We start from the raw sequence: 22,205 nt of genomic DNA, 5'->3' as shown, positions 1-22,205 counted from the left end.
GCAGTAGTAACAGAGTATGCAAAGCAGGGACTGACGGTGGCAGCCAGCAGTTATGTGGAAAAGAGCATGACAGAAGCAACCAACAGTCCACTGGCAGGCTTTGTAGTTGGTTCATTAACCGGAATAGCAACATATGGAACGCTCAGTGAGGCAGAGCTGGAAGTAGTAAATAACGTAAAAAGACCGCAGCAGTTGGGAAATGTAGGGGAGAGTGGTATAGACTTTGTATACGATATTGTAAAGGGGGTAGAGAATGGAGATGTTCCATTAAGTAATAACATTCAAAAAGGTAATTATGGTGAGATGAAGATGGATGTGTATTTTAAAAGTCAAGGATACGAGAGAATAAGTCTCGATAGAGTGACCGATTTGAATACTCCAACGCATCATGGAATTGATGGAGTATATTATAATCCAGATGGTCATCCACCATACATAATTGGAGAGGCAAAGTATGGTAGCTCAAGGTTGTCAATACTGGCTGATGGAACTCCACAGATGAGTGATAAATGGATAATTGATAGATTAGAAAATGCTGTTGGTGAAGAGATTGCCAATGATATTAAAATGGAAATGATTTTAAATCCAGATAATGTAGGTTCTACATTGGTTCATGTCTCATCAGATGGTGGAATTGATATAACAGAATTAATTGATGGAATCAAACAATAGGAGAATGAAAAATGAGAGATAGAATGAAAGATGAACATTATTTTAACACTTTAATCCAAAAGGAAAGAAAATATATAATAATGTTCGAAGATGCCGTAAAAAAAACAGCTCTTGAAAAAGGAGAATTAGATAGAAGTACTCGTAATGGATATAGTATTTTAATTAATTCCTATGAAAAAGAAATCAATTTATTATATTCTTCAGGAGAAAATTTGGAAACGATTGAAGAATGTTACAAAAAATTATTGTTTTATTATAGCAAGATGTGGGACAGAAAATATGGCTATATTGAGTTGGTAAAAGTGCTTTCATTGGGAGTATTGTTCAAAGTTAATAGGAGTGACATATTTGAATTAGAGCAGAGGCTTATATCTGAAAAGTTTGATGACTATTTAGTCAATTTCTTGATTAAAGAAATTGATTCTACTTGGGAGAGAGAAGGAGTTGAGTTTGAATTTGAAGTATACGAATGCTTAAAAAAAATTTTGGATAATGATGAAATAATAGCTTGTGAAGCATTGAAAGAGTATTTACAGGAAAAATGGTACGAAATACATAGGGAATGTGCTTGGTATGATAGTCATAAATCAAGCAAAAATGTGTATTATGGGTATTGGAGTTTTGAAGCAGGTGCTATTGCTAAAATACTAAATCTGGATGATAGTAGCTTAAAGGATGTACCATATTATCCCTATGACTTGGTTCACTATAAAAAATAAAATTTATTATGGTTGTACAAGACAGTTTCAACTTTTGTGTAAATCATATAGTGAAATAATTAATATAGTTGGTATTATTCTGAGTATTGCCCCAATCCAAAGACAGGTGCTATATCTAAAACGAAGGGTAGAGGGCATGGACAAGCCAATATTGAGTTTTTAGAAACTAATGGACTGGAATACAATATTTCCAGATGCTACGTCGCAACCATAAAATATAAGGAGAAATTTCCTGATTTGGACATAACAAAAGATATCGATTTGGCAGAAGAGTATATTTCCGGGAGCATTACCCAGCCAGAAAGTATCTAAAGGGTAAGACCGTGGAAGATTTGTGTAAGGAATTTGTTCCAGTAAGCGATAATAAATGTTCTATAAAGATTTGCGGAACAAGTCCCCGTATGTTGGAGTTGCTAGTAAAATTTTGCCGAGGTGGGAATACGAAACAAGCCTTTCTGGATGTAAAGCTGTTCCTGCGAAAACTCAGGAGATACCTTGCCAAGCAGATTGATATTACTGCTGGTATGAACCTATATTTTTTCGGTTGAGATAATGAGTATGGAAGACTTTTTATGTGGGTTGTTAAGTAAGGAGATAGTATGTCCTATTTTTCCTGATGATTTCATTTTAGAATAAATTATTATGAAACAATATAATTTTAATTATGTGAGAGTAATAATTTTTTGATATTTTCCTTAACGCTTTAAAACACCCATGTTACAATGGTATGCAACAGATGGAATATGGGGATGAAAATTTCTCATTCTACCTAAACAAAAACACATAATAGGAGAGGTTCCGTAGCTGCTATGGGCTATGGTGCATTTCCTATTTTTCTGTTACAGGGCAATCCAGATGATACAGGTATCATCAAAGGGTATACCAAGACATTCAGCTTTTCGAGCGTATTATGAGAAACGTAAAGCAGAATGTAAATCTAGCCAGCATTGATTTGTATATCCCAACGTTTAATCGGTGTTATTTATGGGATGTTAAAGAACAGTACGGAGTACCGTATGCCGATAGTGGGAAATGATGGTGGAGATAGGTAGAGAAAATAGCAAATATGTGGTAAAATTTTAGGCAGATGCAATGGTCAGCAGAAAGACAAATTGATGTTGGTGAGGTAATAGATACTCTTAAAAGCAGAGGTTTTTTATTAACTGATAAAAATATATATTTCTTAAAAAAATATGGATTATTAGAATTTGAATTGGAAAATAGAATGAATTATTTAAAGATACAGTTCATAAAAATTTTAATCCATTAAAAGCAATTGGAAAAAATCTGTATAAAGAAAGTTTAAAATATTTAGAAGATGAATATCATCATTTGTTAGCATTACAAGAAAAAATTAATACATATATATCTTTTCTTGAAGAAAAACAGTATAATGAGATATACAAAGAGGATGATATAGAGTATGGAATTATTGAAATTCATTTTTTGTATAATATTACATCGAATGCAGAGAAGTTTTTACAGTCGGTTCAAAATGTAGTCGCAGAGCTTGGCATTAAAATATAGTATTCTATTTCAGGAGAATAAATTATGAAACTTGATAAAAATCAACAGAAATTGTTAATTAGTTCAATACGTACAATTGTAAAGAAAAAGGGGTATAGAATAAGGGATAATAGTATTTATACAACTCGGGAAAATGCATATATATTTTGTGATTTTCTTATTGTTAATTCTCAGAAAATGATATATCGGATGTATATTAAAGAATATGACTATGATAATATTTTCTGGAAAATCATGCAAATGGAAGATAATGCGAAGCATAGTGATTCTTTAAGAGCATGTGGAGCATTTAGGGCACCGTCCGTATTATTGAAAAAGGGTGAAATGGAGCTTACAAATCAGTATGATGAACAAGCAGAATACCTTGTAGGGTTATTAGATGAGTATAGTCATAAGTTTATGCAGAATTATAATATTGATGAATACATAATTCATGAAGAAAATGATGTGGACGATAAAATATTGGAGTGTTTAGCATATTTGCATATGGGAAAAACGAAAGAAGCTATAGAAATAGCACAAGATTCGATTGCAAAGGGGGATGAGGGGGAATATAAAAATGAAGGAAAAACTTTTTTTGAATGGCTTTTATTAGAAGTGTAGAATATTTAATTTTCGCAACTTTTGTTACAGTGTAGATTATTACTAATTAGGATTTTAAAATATTTAAATATAAGGGAGGAAAAGCAATGAAAAAAGTGTTTGAAGATTATTTTTCAGAAATACAGGCGGATATGGTGGCAATATGCCTGTAATATGTGGAAAAAAGAGCAGAGAGGATTTATATTTATTGTTCTTGCGAAAAAGGTATGCTATCAAGTGGTTTCTTTTTTTAAGTTAATGGTAAAATTGTAAAGAAGAATCGGCTAAATGATGTTATAGTAGAGGGGCAAAAAGAATACGATGTTTCGATACCTAGACAATCGCAAGCAGTTAATATTATTAATGATGATATCGTGGCTCTCAAAAAGGTATGTCAGGAACATCAAAAGGAAATGCCAACGCAGATTAAACTGGTATATGATGTTGCAGCTAATAGATTAAATGCAGATTATAAATATGACATAATATTTAGCAATGATAAAAAGAAGACCGCATATGATGTTTTAGAAGAATGGTATCAGTTAGAAAAAAGTAAAGAGGAATAATTCTGGAAAGTTGGCACGGAAAAATGGACAATCCTCTTGATCCCCAAAGATATTGTAAACTGTTTTCCATTGTTGTAAGTCAATACAAGAATAAAACATTTATATATGCTACTGATAAAGAGGAAGTGTTTATGAAATGGTATGATGAAATAGCACACCGGAATTAAAAAATATTTTGATAGAGAGAGTATTTGTTAAACCAAAATGGTGAATACAGATACTCTTTTTTGTGCTGGAAATAAGGAGTCTATCCATTTATTTAATTATATTATTACAAATTTGGGGGAGGTTCCCCCTCTTGCATTAGAAAAATTATTAGCATTTTCGAATGGCGTTAATTATGCGTTAAATGGAAAGAGATTATTATTAGAGGAGTGTCAGGCATGAATGCATGCATGTTATCGAAGCTTACTGCTGATGAAATAAAAGCAATAGATTTAGTAATTAAAACATTTGGAGTTTATTCACCAAAAACACTTGAATTAATCAGTCATTCGCAAGCCCCCTGGATTGAAAAAAGAATTGCATATAAAGATGATGAGCCGGGGAATGAAGTAATAGATGAAACATCTTTAAAAAAATATTTTGTGGATAAGCAACTGAATACAGAAGAAAAAATAGTTTCGTATATTATGGCTACGTTAAAGATATAGTTTGAATCCCACCCCTTGACACCCATAGTATAATAAGAAGAAAACCAAGGATGAGAGGATGATAATTATGAGGCGTTCCAGACAGATGTCGGAATCAATAGAACTTGGAATCGTGCTGGCGTTGGCTGGAGGATTTATGGATGCATATTCCTATATGTGCAGGGATGGAGTATTTGCTAATGCGCAGACGGGAAATATGTTATTGCTCGGAATCAATTTATCGGAGAGAAACTGGGGAATGGCATTGCATTATCTGTTCCCGGTGCTGGCTTTTGCAATCGGAATAGCATTGGCAGATGTGGTGCGGATGCACGCAAAAGATAAGAGCCTGTTTCACTGGCGGCAGCTTTCTGTATTGTGTGAAGCACTGGTACTATTTGTGGTATGCTTTTTTCCACAGAGCATGAATCTGGCAGCCAACAGTCTGACTTCACTGGCATGTGGCATACAGGTGGAGAGCTTCCGGAAGATTCATGGAAACGGAATTGCAACCACGATGTGCATCGGAAACTTAAGAAGCGGGACACAGAACTGGTGTGACTATCATTATACGAAGAATAAAGAATCCGCATTTAAGGGAATGCTGTATTATGGCATTATCCTGATGTTTATAATAGGGGCGATTATTGGAAATGCTTTTGTGAAATTACTGGCAGAAAAGGCAATTCTGATATGTGCAGCCGTGTTGTTCATGGCATTCATTATGATGTTTGTAGACAAAGAAAAAGCTTTGGAGCAGTAGTATTACTGCTTCAAAGCTTTTTTGATTGCGGTAAAGCTTTCTTTACTGATAACATGTTCCATTTTGCATGCATCTTCTGTTGCGATTTCCTTTGGCACACCAAGACTTACTAACCAGGTAGAAAGAAATTCATGACGTTCATAAATCATTTCTGCAATTTCACGACCGGAGTCGGTAAGATAGATGAAGCCGGAATCGGTTACCGTAATATGATTCTTTTCTCTTAAATTCTTCATTGCAATGCTGACACTGGATTTCTTAAAGCCAAGTTCATTGGCAATATCTACAGAACGAACCACAGGAAGCTTTTTGCTCAGCATAAGAATAGTCTCAAGATAATTTTCTGCTGATTCATTTGTTGCCATATAACAACACCTCCATTAGAGTTTTTTTCTATAATAATACATGAATTTAGGTAAGTATAACATATTAAGCCGAACATATCAAATCATAAAGTGAATCTAAAAAATGTTTCTTAATGATAAAAATTTCTCAAAAACGTTCTTGACAACTAATGGTAGTTAGAATATACTAACCAATGAAATGAGAAAAAATTAACAATAGCACAATAGAAAAGAGGAGAGTATGATGCCTTTATCTATGGTAAAAGAAGGAGAGCCGAACGTAATTAAGAAGGTCGGCGGTAAAGAAGAAACAAGAAGATTTCTTGAGAACCTTGGCTTTGTTGCTGGTGGTACAGTAACAGTAGTATCTGAGGTAAATGGAAATATGATTGTAAATGTCAAAGAATCCAGAGTAGCAATTGGAAAAGACATGGCAAATAAGATTATGGTGTAACAGCCAGAAGGAGGAAATTATGAAGACATTAAAAGAAGTAGCCTGCGGTCAGACCGTAAAGGTGAAAAAGCTGTCCGGAGAGGGACCGGTAAAGAGACGTATCATGGACATGGGAATTACCAAGGGCGTGGACGTTTATGTAAGAAAGGTTGCTCCACTGGGTGATCCGGTAGAGGTGACAGTTCGTGGCTATGAGCTTTCTCTTCGTAAAGCAGATGCAGAAATGATTGAAGTAGAGTAAATTTTTTTTGCACATAGGTTAGTAAATACTAACATAAGGAATGATAAGCTAACATTGAAACAGTTCGACTAACAAAAGAAATATCGGACTAACAGCATAGAAAGGCTCTATGCAGGAAATTCAAAAATGATAAAAGAAAGAAGAAAAGAGGAGTAAAAAAGATGGCGATTAAAATTGCATTAGCAGGAAATCCCAACAGTGGAAAAACTACATTATTTAATGCTCTGACAGGTTCTAACCAGTTCGTAGGTAACTGGCCAGGCGTAACTGTAGAGAAAAAAGAAGGAAAGTTAAAAGGTCATAAGGATGTAACAATCATGGACTTACCAGGTATCTATTCCTTATCACCATATACACTGGAAGAAGTCGTTGCAAGAAATTATCTGATTAACGATCGGCCGGATGCAATCTTAAATATTGTAGATGGAACTAACATCGAGAGAAACCTTTATCTTTCTACACAGTTAATGGAACTGGGAATTCCGGTTATCATGGCTGTAAACATGATGGACTTGGTAAAGAAATCCGGAGACCAGATACATATCGACAAGCTTTCTAAGAAATTAGGATGCGAAGTTGTTGAAATTTCTGCATTAAAGGGAACCGGAATTACAGCAGCAGCAGAGAAAGCAATCGAAGCAGCAAAACAGAAAGCAGCAGCTCCGGTACATGAGTTCTCGAAAGAAGCGGAGGACATCATCCGCAAAGCAGAAGAAAAATTAGGAAGTGACATTCCGGAAGAACAGAAACGTTTCTTCGCAATCAAACTTCTTGAGAAAGATGATAAGATTGCAGAGCAGATGAAACAGAAAGCAGATGTATCTGCAGAAATCAAAGAAATGGAAGATGCATTTGATGATGATACCGAAAGTATTATCACAAATGAAAGATATGTATATATTTCAAGCATTATTGGTGAGTGTATTACCAAGAATGGCAAGAAAGCACTTTCTACTTCCGATAAGATTGACCGTATCGTAACAAACCGCTGGCTGGCACTGCCAATCTTCGCAGTAGTTATGTGGGTTGTATATTATGTATCTGTAACAACAGTAGGTTCCATTTTAACAGACTGGACCAATGATACTCTCTTTGGTGAGTGGATTATCCCGGCAGCACAGAACTTCTTTGAAAATATCGGATGTGCAGACTGGCTGACAGGTCTTATCGTAGATGGTATTATCTCCGGTGTTGGTGCGGTTCTCGGATTCGTACCGCAGATGCTGGTATTATTTATCTTTTTAGCATTCTTAGAGTCCTGCGGTTATATGGCCCGTGTTGCATTTATCATGGACCGTATCTTCCGTAAATTCGGTCTTTCCGGAAAATCATTTATCCCGATGTTAATCGGTAGTGGTTGTGGTGTTCCTGGAGTTATGGCATCAAGAACCATTGAAAATGACAGAGACCGTAAGATGACAATCATGACAACAACATTTATCCCATGTGGAGCAAAACTTCCAATCATCGCATTGATCGCAGGTGCATTGTTTGATGGAGCTTCATGGGTTGCACCAAGTGCATATTTCGTTGGTATCGCAGCAATCATCTGCTCCGGTATTATCTTAAAGAAAACAAAGATGTTCGCTGGAGATCCGGCACCATTCGTTATGGAGTTACCGGCATATCACTGGCCAACAGTTGGAAACGTATTAAGAAGCATGTGGGAGAGAGGCTGGTCCTTTATTAAGAAGGCTGGTACCATCATCCTCTTATCAACTATCGTAGTCTGGTTCTTAATGAACTTTGGATGGACAGACGGAAGCTTCGGAATGTTAAGCTTTGACGGACTGGAGGGAACCGCTCTGGAAGCTGCTCAGGCAGAATGTATCTTAGCTAAGATTGGTAATGCAGTTGCCTGGATCTTCGCACCTCTTGGATGGGGTAACTGGAAGATGACAGTTGCAGCGATTACCGGATTAATCGCAAAAGAGAACGTAGTAGGAACAATCGGACAGTTATTCGGATTTGCAGAAGTTGCAGAAGACGGAGCAGAAATCTGGGGTAATCTGGCAAGCAGCATGACTGCACTTGCAGCATATTCTTACTTAGTATTCAACTTACTGTGTGCACCATGTTTCGCAGCTATGGGTGCAATCAAACGTGAGATGAACAATACAAAATGGTTCTGGTTCGCAATCGGATATCAGTGTATCCTTGCATATGTTGTATCCTTATGTATCTTCCAGATTGGAACATTAATTACAGCAGGAACATTTGGTATTGGAACAGTAGTCGCATTCCTTTTAATCATCGGATTCATTTATCTTCTGTTCCGTCCTTATAAGGAAAGCCAGACATTAAATGTAACAGTAAAAGCAAAATAATCCGCCATAACAGAAAGGAGTGATTACGATGGGTACAGTTATTGTTGGAGCTGTAGTTGTAGCAGTCGTTGCACTTATAATTCGAAGCATGGTAAAAGACAAAAAGGCAGGAAAATCACTGCAGTGTGGTGTGAATTGCAAGCACTGTGATGGACATTGCCATTAATCTAGATTGGAGGCAGGCATGACGCAGACGACACAGACCAGAGACAAGATAATCAAGATGCTGAAAGACCGGGGATGCCGGATGACAAAGCAGCGTCGTATTCTTTTGGATATTATCTTAGAAGATAACTGCTCCAGTTGTAAGGAAATTTATTACAGAGCGTCCAAGAAGGACAAAAGCATTGGAACAGCAACGGTATACCGTATGCTCAATGCACTGGAGGAAATTGGCGCGGTTACAAGAAAAAATATAATCGTAGTAAATCTGGATGACAAGGAAGAAGAAGCATAGCCCTCGTATCCGAAAAATTTTAAACAATGTAGACAATGTATAAGAAAAGCCCGGAGCAATGCTGGGTGCCCATAATACAGGAAGCAACAAATTTTCAATGATTATGGCATCTGGCAGTCGAGGTTAGCAAAAAAGAAAATGAGCGATACTTGGTTTGAATGACCAGGTATCGCTCATTTGTGTATGCGACAAACTTCCCTTTTCCTGTTCCATCCAGTACAATCTAAATGAAAACAGCAGATTGATTGGAGGTGCGATTATGGCTCAGAACTTAACTTATACCCAATGCGGTGATTACTATTTCCCTGACATCAGATTGGCACACACGGAGACACAGTCCCTTGGCAAATATGGCAGGATGCGTAGAATATTCCTTGAACAGAATAAACCGATACTTTTCAACGATATGATCTTGAACGAAACGCTGTTTCTGCATCTGTGGGAAGTACAGCAGACCTGTGTAAAGCGAATGGAGTTGCTGATGGAGGAGTTGTTGGCGAATAATCCTGCTCCAGACAAAGCAACACAGCAGCTTGTATGGGTAGCACATATGAATAGTTTGAAAGCACAGGCGGAAGAAAGCGTTCTCCGGGAACTGGTCTATGAGGAGGACATCGTATGAAAATTCTCGAAGAATTTTGGTACGGCAATATTGAGCCTACCGACTACGGTACTTCTTCCTGTAAAGAGTATAAGAAATTACAGGAACTGATTTGCCGGAATGAAGAAAAACTCCGAGTGGCTATGACGGACGAACAGAAAACATTGTTCGAGAAATACACGGATTGTGTCCGAGAACATCAAACCATTACGGAGTGCCTGATATTCCAGAACAGCTTTAAGCTGGGTGCCAGAATGATGTTGGAAGTCATGGAAGAATAAAGAACATAGACGATTTGATGCCACCCGTAGGAGCGATCCTTCGGGCGGCATTTTGTATCTATCAAAATGCAGCGTCTCCTGTCCGCTGTTCCAATCAATACGCAAATAGCAGAGGTTGTTCCTGAACTGAGTTACAACCAAACCTATGAATTGCAATGAAGGCTGGCCTATTGGGTCAGCCTTTACTCTGTGGATTCACAACCCTTGAATTGTGTTTTTGACAATTCAAGAACTGTGAAAATCACAATGTAATAATACCGTTCCGGAAGAGAATTAACGGTAAATGACCATTTATTAATAATCAAAAAACAAAGTTCATATCGCATATAGTTGCGAATGTATCTTGAAAATTGCGACAAGATTTGCTACTATTATACACAGTAAGCGTGAAAGCAGAAACAGGAGGTAGACGCATGGCTATTTCATATAACCGAATGTGGAAACTGCTTGTCGATAAGAAAATGAGTAAAGCAGATTTACGAAAAGCGGCAGATATTGCTCCCAATACAATGACAAAGCTTCGCAGAGATGAACCGGTCAATCTTGCAATCCTTGGCAGGATTTGTGACGTGTTGAACTGCGATTACGGTGATTTAATGCAATATGTGTCGGAGGAGAATGCAAATGACTAATAAACAGTTGAAAAACTTAAAAGATACATTATGGACGACTGCCGATCAGCTGCGTGCTAATTCTGGCTTGAAGTCCACGGAATACGCCGAGCCTATTCTCGGCTTGATTTTCCTGCGATTTGCAGATGTAAAATATAGCAAGTTCGAGCCTGAGATCAAGGCAGAGTTTAATTCTACCAAAGGTACTCGTATGGAGCGCCCTATCCACGAAATTGCTATTGAAAAATGCGGTTTTTATTTGCCGGAAGAAGCCAGATATGATTGGCTGTTGAATTTGCCGGAAAGTGAAGATCTTGCCAAGAAGATTAAAGAAGCTATGGAAGCGGTTGAAAAATACACCGCTGAATTGGAAGATACTCTTCCAAAGGATATTTATTACAGCGTTAACAGCGAAGATGATCCGCTCGTATTGGCAAAGCTCTTGAAGAACTTTAAGGATATTCCTGCGGATGTAGAGCTTGACATATTCGGTGAGATTTACGAATACTTCCTGGGTGAATTTGCGCTGGCTGAAGGTCAGGGCGGTGGTGAGTTCTTCACACCTGCATCCGTTGTCCGTTATATGGTTGAAGTTCTTGCGCCTACTGAGGGTAGGATTCTCGACCCAGCTTGCGGTAGTGGTGGTATGTTTGTTCAGACCGCCCATTATATTGAAAAGCACAAAGCGCAGGGCAAGCAGATGAACCTGCGTGCTTATGGCGTAGAAAAGACGGGCGCAACCGTTCGACTGGCAAAGATGAACCTTGTCCTTAACAATGTCCGTGGCACCATTACCCACGCAAACTCCTATTATCGTGATCCTTATGATAGCTTTGGTAATTTCGACTATGTTATGGCTAATCCGCCTTTCAATGTGGATGGCGTAGAGCTGGATCAGGTTAAGGATCAGCCTCGTTTTAATACCTACGGCGTGCCTCAGAATAAAACCAAAAACAAAAAGAAAGATGCCAAGGAAACCGTTCCTAACGGCAACTACCTATGGATCAATCAGTTTGCAACTGCGTTGAATAATACTGGTCGTGCTGCTCTGGTTATGGCAAACTCTGCATCTGACGCAGGCAACAGCGAAAAGGATATTCGTATAAAGCTGATTGAAAGCGGCATTATCAGTCAGATGGTAACTCTGCCGTCCAATATGTTTACCTCTGTTACGCTGCCTGCTACTCTATGGTTCTTTGATAAGGCGAAAGTAAAGAAGGAAGAAATTCTGTTTATTGATGCCAGAAATATTTTCACTCAAATTGACCGTGCGCACCGTAAATTTTCCGATGAGCAGATTCGGAACCTTGGTATTATTACCAGACTTTATGAAGGCAAGTCAGAAGACTTTGAAGCACTGTTGGCTGATTACTGTGTAAAACTGGAAGAAGCACCGGAAGTGTCTGATGATGAAGATATTATGCCTAAGAGCTACTGGCGGTATAATATTGACTGGCTGACAGAACGCTTCCCGGAAGGAAAATACAGAGATGTTGTCGGCCTGTGCAAGGCAGCAACAATCGGCAAGATTTATGATGACAAAGGAAATGTTGTTGGCTATGAGGATGACAGTATCGGTGATCAGGACTTTTCTTTGAACCCCGGTCGTTATGTTGGCGTTGCGATCGAGGATGACGGCTTAACGCAGGAAGAGTTCAAGGAGCGAATGATGGCATATTACACGGCTCTTTCCAAACTGAACGAAGAAGCGCATGGCTTGGAAAGCAAAATTGCAACCAATTTACAGGAGTTGTTCCAATGAGCCAAATAAAGAAGAAACATATTCGATCTAAAACAATATGGCAGATTTTTTTGTTATTCCTTGAGATTACTGTTATCGTTGGCGGATTGACTTGGTGTAGCAGCGTTTTGTGGGAGTTTGAATCCGGACTGGATGTTTTAGAGCGAATTGGATTATTCTATGGTTTCTATCAGATTCTTACCTTTATTATTCTGTCAAACCTGAATGATATAAAAGCAGACGAATTTCTTGCACTGAAGAATACTGCATCTATTGCGTTGAAAGCCTGCGAATATAACGATGAAGCTTGGAAAGATATTGCCAAAGACCAGATTGATAAGCAGTTAGATAGTGGCGTTTTCAATGATATGCTTGTGCGCAAAAACTATGGTGTTCTTAAACAGTGTATAGACGAGAACGCAATAAAAAACATTGAATATATGATTATTTGGGCAGAACATTGCGCCGAAGAAAGCCAGTTACTTTGGCGTTTTTCTTTCCTGCTCAGATTGGTTAAATAACGGAAAGGAGGCGGAGAAAAATGAGTAAATGGGAAGAAAAAAGATTGGAAGACATTATTGATGTAAATCCGCCTGTAAAGCTGAAAAAGGGAGAATCTTACCCTTTTATTGATATTGATAAAGTATCACCCACTCGTTGTTCGGTGACGAACGAAGAAGTAAAAGTTTATGACGGACAAAGTAGCAGTAAGTTTTGTGATGGCGATACTGTTTTTTCCCGCATCACACCTTGCTTGGAAAATAGAAAGATTGCCAAAGTAGCCATTGAGGGTGATGCTGCATTTGGCTCAACGGAGTTCTATGTTTTCAGAGCAAAAAAGAAGAAGGCTGATGCACGATTCACCTATTATCTTACTTCCAGTGATGCAGTTGTGTTGCCGGCAATCAACAGCATGACTGGCGCAAGTGGCAGACAGCGTGCGGACAAAAGGTTTATTCAGCGATTAAAACTCAATCTGCCGGATCTTCCTACACAGGAACGTATCGCAGATGTTTTATCTGCTTATGACGAGCTGATTGACGCAAACAACCGTAGAATTGCGCTGTTGGAGCAAACAGCGCAAGAACTATACAAGGAATGGTTTGTCCGCTTTCGCTTCCCAGGGTATGAAAATGTTCAGTTTCAGGATGGATTCCCAAAAAGCTGGATAATTAAGCGATTAGCTGATTATGGGCGAACAGAAACCGGAAAAACACCATCTACGGAGATTGCCGAAAACTATGGTGAGGAAATGATGTTTGTCAAGACTCCCGATATGCATGGTAACATGTTTATAATTCAGACTGAAGACATGCTTTCTGAACGAGGACATAGCACACAACCTAAAAAATTACTTCCAGCTAATTCCATTATGGTTAGCTGTATTGGTACGGCAGGTGTTGTATCCATCAATGCAAGACCAGCCCATACAAATCAGCAGATTAATTCGATTATTTTGAACAATCCGAACGAACTGGAATGGCTATACCACACTTGCAAATCCCTAAAGGAAACTATTGAATTATTCGGCGCTACTGGCGCAACGATGACTAATCTTAGCAAAGGCAAATTTGAAAAGCTCAAGGTAGTCGACCCCGGAGAAGATTTGATTTTGGCATACCATAACAAGGTAAAGCCACTATTCGATGGGATTAAATCTCTTATGTACCAAAATCAGAATCTGGCAGCGCAGCGTGATATGCTGTTACCTCGCCTGATGAGCGGCAAACTGGAGGTGTAAGTATGGGAACACTAAAGATAAAATTTCCTCACAGTGAGGAGTATGAATTTGAAGCAGGAAAACCAGTTGTATTATTAGGAGCTAATGGTGCTGGAAAAACAAGATTTAGCATTAAAATTGAAGAATTGAACGATCTAACTTTTAATAATTGGAATGTCCAAGAGTCTGTGCTGATACATAGAATTTCTGCCCAAAAATCATTATCTATCCAAGAAAGTATTTCAATTTTAGATCATGAGAGTTCCGTGCGCAGTTTCTTTATAGGGGATGTTAATCAATATGCTACTAAATCTGGAAATCGTTTTGGTTCAAATCCCGCTACATTTCTGTTAGATGATTTCAACAAAGCATTATCACTTCTGTTTTCTGAGGAAAATAAAGAATTACAGTTAGCACATCAACGAGATAAGCAGGCAATAAAAGAAAACTCAACACGTCCTGAGCCAATTACGACTGTTGTTGAGAAAGCAACTGATATATGGAACGAATTGCTTCCTCATAGAAAGATTGATCTGACAGGAAATGGCGTTCACGTAAATTATGAAAGCCAAAGGTACCATGGCAAAGAAATGAGCGATGGAGAACGTGTCATGCTGTACATGATTTGTCAGGTCTTGGTACAGCGCCCAAACACATTGCTTATTGTTGATGAACCTGAACTTCATATCCATAAATCTATCGTTGATAAATTATGGACACGACTGGAGTCCGAACGAAATGACTGTGTATTTATGTACATTACTCATGACCTAAATTTTGCCTTGTCCAGAAACGAGGCTAAAATACTTTGGGTTAAGAGTTACAGTGGGACTGATTGGGAATATGAGTTCCTGGATAGCGCTGACTACGAGGACATTCCAGAAGATTTGTTGTATGAAATAATAGGTACTCGCCAAAAAGTGCTTTTTGTGGAGGGAACTAAGAACAGTTACGATCATTATCTTTATCAAGAAATTTACAAAGACAAAGGATATCATGTTATTCCGTGCGGTGGTTGCCAAGAGGTAATTCGATTGGTAAAAGCAAAACGCACATATGAAAAATTAAATGCAATAAATGTATATGGAATTGTAGATCGAGATTTCAGAACAGAAGATGAAATATCAGCATTACGTGGTGATGGGATTTATTGTCTTGATGTTGCCGAAGTGGAGAATTTATTCGTGGTGCCAGAACTGCTTGATATTATGGAGACCGCATTGGCGTGTGATCCTGGAGCAGCACAACAAGCAAAAGATTTTATTGGCAATCTGTTCTCCCAAAATAAAGATAATCAAGTTGCACTCGCTTTGGCGCAAGAAATGAAACATCAGTTGTCATTGTTTGAATTGGGAAAACAGAAACTGACGCCTAAAGAAATTAAGGATAAGATTGACCTGAAATATTCGGAGCAGAATATTTCGACATTCCTTACTGAGAAACAGGCGATTTTTGATGGGGCAGATACAACTGAAAAGATTCTTGCAGTGTTCAATTTTAAGGATATGTCAAAGAAGGTTGGAGAAAAATTTGGCATCAAAGGTCGTGACTATCCACAAAGGGTATTAAATCTGCTACGCAGTAAGCGTAGTGAAAAAGAAGCCATTTTGGAAGCTTTGGGTAAATATACGCCTGAGCTCCCCTAAAAAACTGGAGGTGATTCTATGCCGAAAATCATAACGGAAGATATGATTGAGCAAGCCGCCATTAAGGCTTTGCAGGAGCGGCATGACTATAATGTTCTGAACTGTATGACAGAAGAACCGGACACACTTCCTGACGGAACCGGACGTAAAGATAAGAAGCAAGTTGTTCTGCCGGATGTGATGTTCGAGAGCTTATGCCGGATCAATCCAGATATTCCGGAACAGACCGTTCGCACGGTGGTGGACGAGCTGTGTCATACTCCTGTTTCTGGAGATTTAATGTTGACCAATTACCAGAACTATCAGAAGATCCGTAACGGTATCACTGTAGAATATAACGAAAACGGTAAGAAAACCTCTAATATCCTCCGTCTGTTGTCCTATAACGATGCTTTGAGCAATACATTTACGGTAGCTTCTCAAATGTGGATCAAAGGAGAAACGCATTGGCGCAGACCGGATCTGATTATCTTCATCAATGGATTTCCGCTGGTTTTCATTGAACTGAAAAACAGCAATATCCCGGTGAAGAATGCCTATGACATCAATCTGAAGAATTATCTGAAGGATATACCGTATCTATTCAACTACAACCAGATTTGTGTTCTGTCTAATGGTATGGAAACTCGTCTGGGAAACTTTGCCGCAGGGTATGAGTTTTTCTTTGAATGGCTGAAGGTGGAGAACGAAAAGGAAAACCCGGACAGAAAAGCCATCCGAGAGAACTGTACCAGTTTGGAGTATTTTATTGCCGGTCTTTGTGAACCGAAAAATCTGCTGGATTACATAGAAAACTTCATTCTTTACGATCGCCGCAGAACAAAGATCATTGCAAAGAATCATCAGTTCTTTGGCGTGAACAATGCCTACAATGCTTTCCTGCGTCGTGAGGAATTGAAGGGTAAGCTGGGTGTGTTCTGGCATACCCAAGGTAGCGGTAAGAGCTATTCCATGGTTATGCTTGCCCGAAAGATTAAGCATAAATGTACTGGCAATTTTACCTTCCTTATCGTTACTGACCGTGAAGATCTGGATACGCAGATTTATAAGAACTTCTTGCGTACCGAATTTATTACCGATAAGGACAAGGTACAGCCTGCCAACAGCAAGCAGTTGCGTGAAGAACTGAAAACCAACAAATCTATTCTGTTTACACTGATTCATAAGTTCAGATATGACAAGGGAAAGAAATATCCTGTTTTGTCTGAGCGTGACGATATTATTGTTATCGTTGACGAGGCTCACCGTACTCAGTACAAAGATTTGGCAGAGAATATGCGCACCGGCTTGCCGAACGCACAGTTCCTGGCATTTACAGGGACACCTCTGCTTGGAGCAAAGCGACTGACCAATGCGTGGTTTGGTGATTATGTCAGCGAATACAATTTCGCAGAATCCATCAAGGATAACGCTACCGTACCGCTCTACTATGTGAAGCGTGTACCTGAAGTAGAGTTGCAGAACGATTTCCTTGATTCTGATTTTGCGGAAATTTTGGAAGAAGAAAACCTGACGGATGCAGAACAGCGCCGTCTGGAAAATCACTATGCAAAGGAACTGGAAGTCATCAAGCGTGATGATCGTCTGGATGCCATTGCTCAGCACATAGTTTACCATTTCCCTCGCCGCGGTTTCCGAGGAAAGGGCATGGTTATTTCTGTAGACAAGTTTACTGCCGTGAAGATGTACGATAAAGTAAGCTACTACTGGAAAGAAGAAATTAAAAAGTTAAATGCGCAGATCACCAAAACCAAGGATGCTGCTGAGAAACTCCGTCTGAAAGATCTTGTGGACTATATGCGCAAAGTGGAAATGGCTGTTGTCATCAGTGAAGATGCCGACGAAGAAGCTAAATTTGCAGCAGAAGGATTGTCCATAAAACCGCATCGTGACCGTATGAACAAGGTTGATGAAAATGGTTTTGACATCGAGGATAACTTCAAAGACCCGAACAATCCGTTACAATTGGTTTTTGTCTGCGCTATGTGGCTAACAGGATTTGATGCACCGTCTGTCTCTACCTTGTATTTGGATAAGCCGATGAAAGGTCATACGCTGATGCAGACCATTGCCCGTGCCAACCGTGTATATAACGGCAAGGAATGTGGTTTAATCATCGACTATTTAGATGTGCTCAAGTATCTGAAACGTGCTCTGGCTGATTATGCGTCTGATGACGGTGGCTTAATGCCAGTAAAAGACGTGGACAAGCTTTTGGGGCAGCTGCACGAAGCAATCGACCTGACCAAAACTTTCTGCATGAGTCATGGCGTAGATCTAAATAAGGTTGTTGAAGATGGCGATACATTCAAGAATTTGTCTCTGTTTGAGGATTATGCAAATACCATTGTTGGTAATGATGATGTGAAAAATGAGTTTGCTGTAATGGCAAATACCGTTGATGGTCTGTACGAATCCCTACGACCGGATATTTTCAAGATGGATTTTGAGCCTTCATACAAAGATGCCATCCTCTATTTGAAGGGAATCATTGATGGCAAAATCCGTCCGGAAAAGATTGAAGCAGCACAAGCCAGAATCAACGAACTGTTAGATCAGAGTGTTATTACTGCCGCTGATGCGAGAAAATATACCATCACAGAAGCGGGAAAAGAACTTGATCTGTCTAAGCTGGATATTGATGAACTCAGATCTCAATTCAAAAAGCTGAAGAACAAAAACCTTGAAATCGTTAATCTGCGTAAGCATATTGAAGAAAAGCTTCAAAAGATGTTGCGACGTAATACAACCCGCATAAAGTTTGCAGAGCGTTTCAGAAATATCATTGATGAGTATAATGCCGGCGGCTCTCAAAATGATGATTTTTATGAGAAGCTTCTGAAGTTGATGGAAGAACTTCGTGCAGAGGAAGAACGACATATCAAGGAAGATTTGTCGGAAGCTGAGTTGGAATTGTTTGACCTTCTGCGAAAAGAGCATCTTACTGCGGATGAGGAAAAGCGTGTTAAGTTGGCAGCGAAGGAACTTTTTAACACACTTACAGAGAAGCGAAAAGAGTTGTTCATTGTTGGATGGCAAAACGATCCGCAGCCGAAGGAACGAGTGAAGAGTGAGATTGTCTATATCCTGAATAAGTTTTTGCCAGAAAGCTACGACAGAGAAATTTTCTCGAGAAAGAGTACGCTTGTATTTGATCATATCGTTGATCAGGCAATGACCGGTTATAACTGGGTAGCATAGTATAAAAACTATATGAAATGACTTCGTCTCAATTTGGGACGAAGTCATTTTTCTGCAACGATACAATATTTCTTTGGACCAAGTCGGTCTGAAGTTACCATACAGCTTCCCGACAACTCGTCGGGAATAAAAATAACTTCTCGCCAAATTGGCGAGAGGTACGGTTCCTGCTCTTTGACTTGTTCCCAATTTGGAAACAGGTCCGATCGTGAGAACTCTTAATTTCACTTGTACTCAAGTTGGGCACAAGTTCAAATATGGGAAAAGAGTATTTCGGCTTGTGGACGAATTGGCCACAGGTGGCATAGTGGAATTATTCCCAAATTGGAAATAAATTAGAGCCATATTTTGACCCTTCACAAATTGGCAAGCAGTGTAAACCTGTACAGGTTCACTCATTTTCGCAAAATCACCTTTCGGTGCTTTTGCAAAAAGTGCTTGTTGGGGCAACATCCCCAATCCCCTTCGAACATCATCTTTCGATGATGGCTGCTCGCTCATTCTGAGCGTTTCCGAGAGTGCAACTTCTGGCCAATTTGTCCAGAAGTAACATGATAAAAAATAACTTCTGTGCAACTTGCGTCGAAGTGAAAAATGTTTTTCCGGCACTCCTCGACATACTTGTTTTTTCTACAATTATCCAGTAGAATAAACGCAGAAAATTGAATATTGGTTCGAGATTGATTTTATAGTTTTGCGGGATTACCCGATTTGAAGTCCGACATATTTGTGAAGGGACGAGTCCTTCTTCACGTTGGCTGTTACATAGAACCATCAGATAAGTGCAAGTGTTCTTGTACTTGTTTCTTGATGCCTATGTGACGGCTTTTTTGTTTTAACTTCTGCCCAACTTGGGCGGAAGTAAACAGGCAACACACGAAGGAGGAAATAAATGACCAACGAATTTAATTTTAATGTAAAGCACGAAGATTACAAGGAATGGCTCAACCAGATTGAACAGGTTTCGGATGCTGATTGCTCACTGCTTTCTGAGCCAGACCCTTACACTAAATGTGTACGTTCGCCAGAAATTCAGAAAAGTGCTGCTGCAAAGATGGATGCCAACGGAAATATCCATGCAGGCAATATCTCTGCATACTGGATACCGCAGATCACGCTCCAAAGGGAAATTGGGGGGACAGTCTATACCGTCACCGGATATTACGAAGGGAAAACTGATTTGCTCCGTAAACTGGAACGAATGACCGTTGACAGAATGCGCAGAGCCATGGAGGACGACATCGATGACAAATAATAAAACCTTTGATACAATATCCTTGACTAACCAAGAACTGTCAGTTGTCCCTATGAAGGAGGAAACAGAAATGTTAAGGGCAACAGACAAAATTACCGCTTTATATTGCAGACTTTCTCAGGAGGATGCACTGGCTGGCGATAGCAACTCCATTGTGAATCAGAAAAATATCCTGCTCCAATATGCCAAGGATAATCGCTTTCCGAATCCGACTTTTTTCGTAGACGATGGCTACAGTGGCACTACCTTTGACCGCCCTGGTTTTCAGAAAATGCTGGATGAAATTGAATCCGGCAATGTGGCAGTTTGTATCACCAAAGACCTTTCCAGACTTGGCAGAAACTCTGCTATGACTGGCCTGTACACCAACATCACATTCCCGAAACACGGTGTCCGTTATATTGCCATCAGTGATAATTTCGATACCAGCGATCAGAATGGCATGGGGATTGATATGGCAGGCATCAAGAACTGGATCAATGAGTTTTATGCCCGTGATACCAGTCGCAAAATCAGAGCCGTCAATAAATCCAAAGGTTCCCGTGGTATTCCACTTACAACCAATGTTCCTTACGGATATATGAAAAATCCGGATGATCCTACCCGTTGGCTCGTTGATGAAGAAGCAGCTATCGTTGTAAAGTATATCTTCAAGATGGCAATGGAGGGACGTGGGCCGAGCCAGATTGCAACGCAGTTGACCAAGGACAAGGTACTTACTCCAACAGCTTATAAGCAGAAACAGGGCTTAAATACTCCACAGGCGACACCGGAGAATCCAAGCAAATGGCATCAGACCACAGTGAGAAAGATTCTGGAACGCAGAGAATATACAGGCTGTATCGTCAACTTCAAGACCTTTACCAATTCCATTTGGGACAAGAAAAAGCGTGACAATCCGGTAGAAAATCACTCTGTTTTCTATGATACTCACGAAGCGATCATTCCAGAGGATATATTCGAGAAGGTTCAGGTGTTGCGTCAGAATCGCCAACGCAGATCCAAGACAGGAAAAACAAGCCTGTTCTCCGGTATGGCGTATTGTGCCGATTGTGGTGAGAAGCTGTATTACTGCACAGCTAACAATTTTGAGAAGCGACAGGATTTCTTCGTGTGTTCCACCCATCGTAAGAACGATGAAAAATGCAAATCCCACTACATCCGTGCAGTCGTTTTGGAGGATATGGTGTGGATGCACATGGAAACTGTCATCAGCTATATTCTCCACTATGAAGATCACTTCCGTGCAGTTGTGCAGGAACAGCTAAAAATAGAAAGTGATGAAAAGATACAGGCATGGAGAAAGCAGCTAACACAGGCTGAAAAACGTATTGCTGAGTTGGACAGACTGTTCGTGAAGATTTATGAGGACAATGCCAAAGGGAAACTGTCTGATGAGCGTTTTTCTATGATGAGTGGCAACTATGAAGCGGAACAGAAAAAGCTCAGAATGGACGCTGTAGAGTTTCAGAAGAATATCGAAGAACAGGAGCGTCAGAATGAGCGATTGGAGAAATTTATTCAGAAAGCAAAACACTATCAGGATCTGAATTCTCTGACTCCTGATGCGCTGCGAGATATGGTCAGTGCCATCTATGTAGGTGCGCCGGACAAGTCTTCCGGAAAACGTCAGCAGAAAATCGAAATTTACTACGATGGTGCAGGATTTATTCCGCTAAACTTATTGATGCAAAGAGAAACGGCGTGACCGAAGTCACGCCGTACTCTCCCCGAAAATCGGGACTTTTAATTTTTTCCTGTTTTACGGGCACCGCCCGAATCCGGGCTTTTTTTTTACTTTACAGGAAATTGCTTTCCTGTAAAGTAAAAAACGCTCCGCGAGGATGCGCACTGCGGCGTATAAG

The 22,205-nt window shown here is 39.5% G+C and carries 23 protein-coding genes; 22 read left to right on the top strand and 1 reads right to left on the bottom strand.

Features of this window, described 5'->3' with window-relative positions:
• The 7 genes from LKD41_RS14780 to LKD41_RS14750 all read left to right on the top strand — a co-directional run.
• A partial coding sequence (locus LKD41_RS14780) for a hypothetical protein (RefSeq protein WP_331470938.1) occupies positions 1-672 on the top strand: 672 nt, incomplete at its 5' end.
• A gap of 11 nt (positions 673-683) precedes the next feature.
• Positions 684-1,391: a PoNi-like cognate immunity protein gene (locus tag LKD41_RS14775; protein WP_117901594.1), complete on the top strand. Its 708-nt coding sequence runs from the start codon at positions 684-686 to the stop codon at positions 1,389-1,391.
• Positions 1,392-2,666: 1,275 nt separating this feature from the next.
• Positions 2,667-2,918, top strand: coding sequence for a DUF6572 domain-containing protein (locus LKD41_RS14770; RefSeq protein WP_331470939.1), 252 nt, complete (start codon positions 2,667-2,669; stop codon positions 2,916-2,918).
• 24 nt (positions 2,919-2,942) lie between these two features.
• Entirely contained in the window at positions 2,943-3,521 is a 579-nt protein-coding gene (locus LKD41_RS14765; protein WP_199535090.1) for a hypothetical protein, read from the top strand.
• A 353-nt stretch (positions 3,522-3,874) separates the two neighbouring features.
• Entirely contained in the window at positions 3,875-4,066 is a 192-nt protein-coding gene (locus tag LKD41_RS14760) for a hypothetical protein (protein WP_158580644.1), read from the top strand.
• A 383-nt stretch (positions 4,067-4,449) separates the two neighbouring features.
• Complete coding sequence (locus LKD41_RS14755) at positions 4,450-4,719, top strand: type II toxin-antitoxin system antitoxin SocA domain-containing protein (protein WP_117842060.1); 270 nt, start codon at positions 4,450-4,452, stop codon at positions 4,717-4,719.
• Between the two features lie 67 nt (positions 4,720-4,786).
• Positions 4,787-5,461, top strand: coding sequence for a YoaK family protein (locus LKD41_RS14750; RefSeq protein ID WP_117842059.1), 675 nt, complete (start codon positions 4,787-4,789; stop codon positions 5,459-5,461).
• A 2-nt stretch (positions 5,462-5,463) separates the two neighbouring features.
• On the opposite strand, the gene LKD41_RS14745 is transcribed toward LKD41_RS14750, so the two are convergent.
• Positions 5,464-5,826 (bottom strand): metal-dependent transcriptional regulator, encoded by a 363-nt coding sequence (locus LKD41_RS14745; RefSeq protein WP_117842058.1) that lies wholly within the window; start codon positions 5,824-5,826, stop codon positions 5,464-5,466.
• A 220-nt stretch (positions 5,827-6,046) separates the two neighbouring features.
• Between LKD41_RS14745 and LKD41_RS14740 the strand changes: the two genes are divergently transcribed.
• From LKD41_RS14740 to LKD41_RS14670, 15 genes are all read left to right on the top strand, one after another.
• Positions 6,047-6,259: a FeoA family protein gene (locus LKD41_RS14740; protein ID WP_117699278.1), complete on the top strand. Its 213-nt coding sequence runs from the start codon at positions 6,047-6,049 to the stop codon at positions 6,257-6,259.
• Between the two features lie 19 nt (positions 6,260-6,278).
• Positions 6,279-6,500 (top strand): FeoA family protein, encoded by a 222-nt coding sequence (locus LKD41_RS14735; RefSeq protein ID WP_022242378.1) that lies wholly within the window; start codon positions 6,279-6,281, stop codon positions 6,498-6,500.
• A 161-nt stretch (positions 6,501-6,661) separates the two neighbouring features.
• The gene (gene feoB / locus LKD41_RS14730) at positions 6,662-8,827 is read left to right on the top strand and encodes a ferrous iron transport protein B (RefSeq protein WP_227701597.1); all 2,166 of its coding nucleotides are present in this window, start codon (positions 6,662-6,664) and stop codon (positions 8,825-8,827) included.
• A 28-nt stretch (positions 8,828-8,855) separates the two neighbouring features.
• Positions 8,856-8,993 (top strand): FeoB-associated Cys-rich membrane protein, encoded by a 138-nt coding sequence (locus LKD41_RS14725; protein WP_227701596.1) that lies wholly within the window; start codon positions 8,856-8,858, stop codon positions 8,991-8,993.
• An 18-nt stretch (positions 8,994-9,011) separates the two neighbouring features.
• Positions 9,012-9,284, top strand: a complete 273-nt coding sequence (locus tag LKD41_RS14720; protein ID WP_022242381.1) for a Fur family transcriptional regulator — start codon at positions 9,012-9,014, stop codon at positions 9,282-9,284.
• A gap of 259 nt (positions 9,285-9,543) precedes the next feature.
• Positions 9,544-9,906 carry a TnpV protein gene (locus tag LKD41_RS14715; protein ID WP_227701595.1) on the top strand — a complete coding sequence of 121 codons (363 nt, stop codon included), beginning with the start codon at positions 9,544-9,546 and terminating at the stop codon, positions 9,904-9,906.
• A complete protein-coding gene (locus LKD41_RS14710; RefSeq protein ID WP_227701594.1) occupies positions 9,903-10,166 on the top strand; it encodes a DUF6809 family protein in 264 nt (87 codons plus the stop codon). The genes LKD41_RS14715 and LKD41_RS14710 overlap by 4 nt, the downstream gene beginning before the upstream one ends.
• Positions 10,167-10,579: 413 nt before the next feature.
• Complete coding sequence (locus LKD41_RS14705) at positions 10,580-10,798, top strand: helix-turn-helix domain-containing protein (protein WP_227701593.1); 219 nt, start codon at positions 10,580-10,582, stop codon at positions 10,796-10,798.
• Positions 10,791-12,539: a type I restriction-modification system subunit M gene (locus LKD41_RS14700; protein ID WP_227701592.1), complete on the top strand. Its 1,749-nt coding sequence runs from the start codon at positions 10,791-10,793 to the stop codon at positions 12,537-12,539. Before LKD41_RS14705 ends, LKD41_RS14700 begins: the two co-directional genes overlap by 8 nt.
• Positions 12,536-13,039, top strand: coding sequence for a hypothetical protein (locus LKD41_RS14695; RefSeq protein WP_227701591.1), 504 nt, complete (start codon positions 12,536-12,538; stop codon positions 13,037-13,039). Before LKD41_RS14700 ends, LKD41_RS14695 begins: the two co-directional genes overlap by 4 nt.
• 20 nt (positions 13,040-13,059) lie before the next feature.
• A complete protein-coding gene (locus LKD41_RS14690; RefSeq protein ID WP_227701590.1) occupies positions 13,060-14,259 on the top strand; it encodes a restriction endonuclease subunit S in 1,200 nt (399 codons plus the stop codon).
• A gap of 2 nt (positions 14,260-14,261) precedes the next feature.
• Complete coding sequence (locus LKD41_RS14685) at positions 14,262-15,884, top strand: DUF4435 domain-containing protein (protein ID WP_227701589.1); 1,623 nt, start codon at positions 14,262-14,264, stop codon at positions 15,882-15,884.
• Positions 15,885-15,902: 18 nt separating this feature from the next.
• Positions 15,903-19,085, top strand: a complete 3,183-nt coding sequence (locus LKD41_RS14680; RefSeq protein ID WP_227701588.1) for a type I restriction endonuclease subunit R — start codon at positions 15,903-15,905, stop codon at positions 19,083-19,085.
• A gap of 892 nt (positions 19,086-19,977) precedes the next feature.
• A complete protein-coding gene (locus LKD41_RS14675; RefSeq protein WP_227701587.1) occupies positions 19,978-20,340 on the top strand; it encodes a hypothetical protein in 363 nt (120 codons plus the stop codon).
• Positions 20,341-20,410: 70 nt separating this feature from the next.
• Positions 20,411-22,048 carry a recombinase family protein gene (locus LKD41_RS14670; RefSeq protein WP_227701586.1) on the top strand — a complete coding sequence of 546 codons (1,638 nt, stop codon included), beginning with the start codon at positions 20,411-20,413 and terminating at the stop codon, positions 22,046-22,048.
• Positions 22,049-22,205 lie beyond the last annotated feature (157 nt).

Origin of the sequence: Roseburia sp. CLA-AA-H209 (assembly GCF_020687575.1) — a bacterium.
In the GTDB taxonomy this organism is placed as follows: domain Bacteria; phylum Bacillota; class Clostridia; order Lachnospirales; family Lachnospiraceae; genus Roseburia_C; species Roseburia_C amylophila.
The sequence above is the reverse complement of the archived record's forward strand: the minus strand, read 5'-3'. Positions and strand labels throughout refer to the sequence as shown.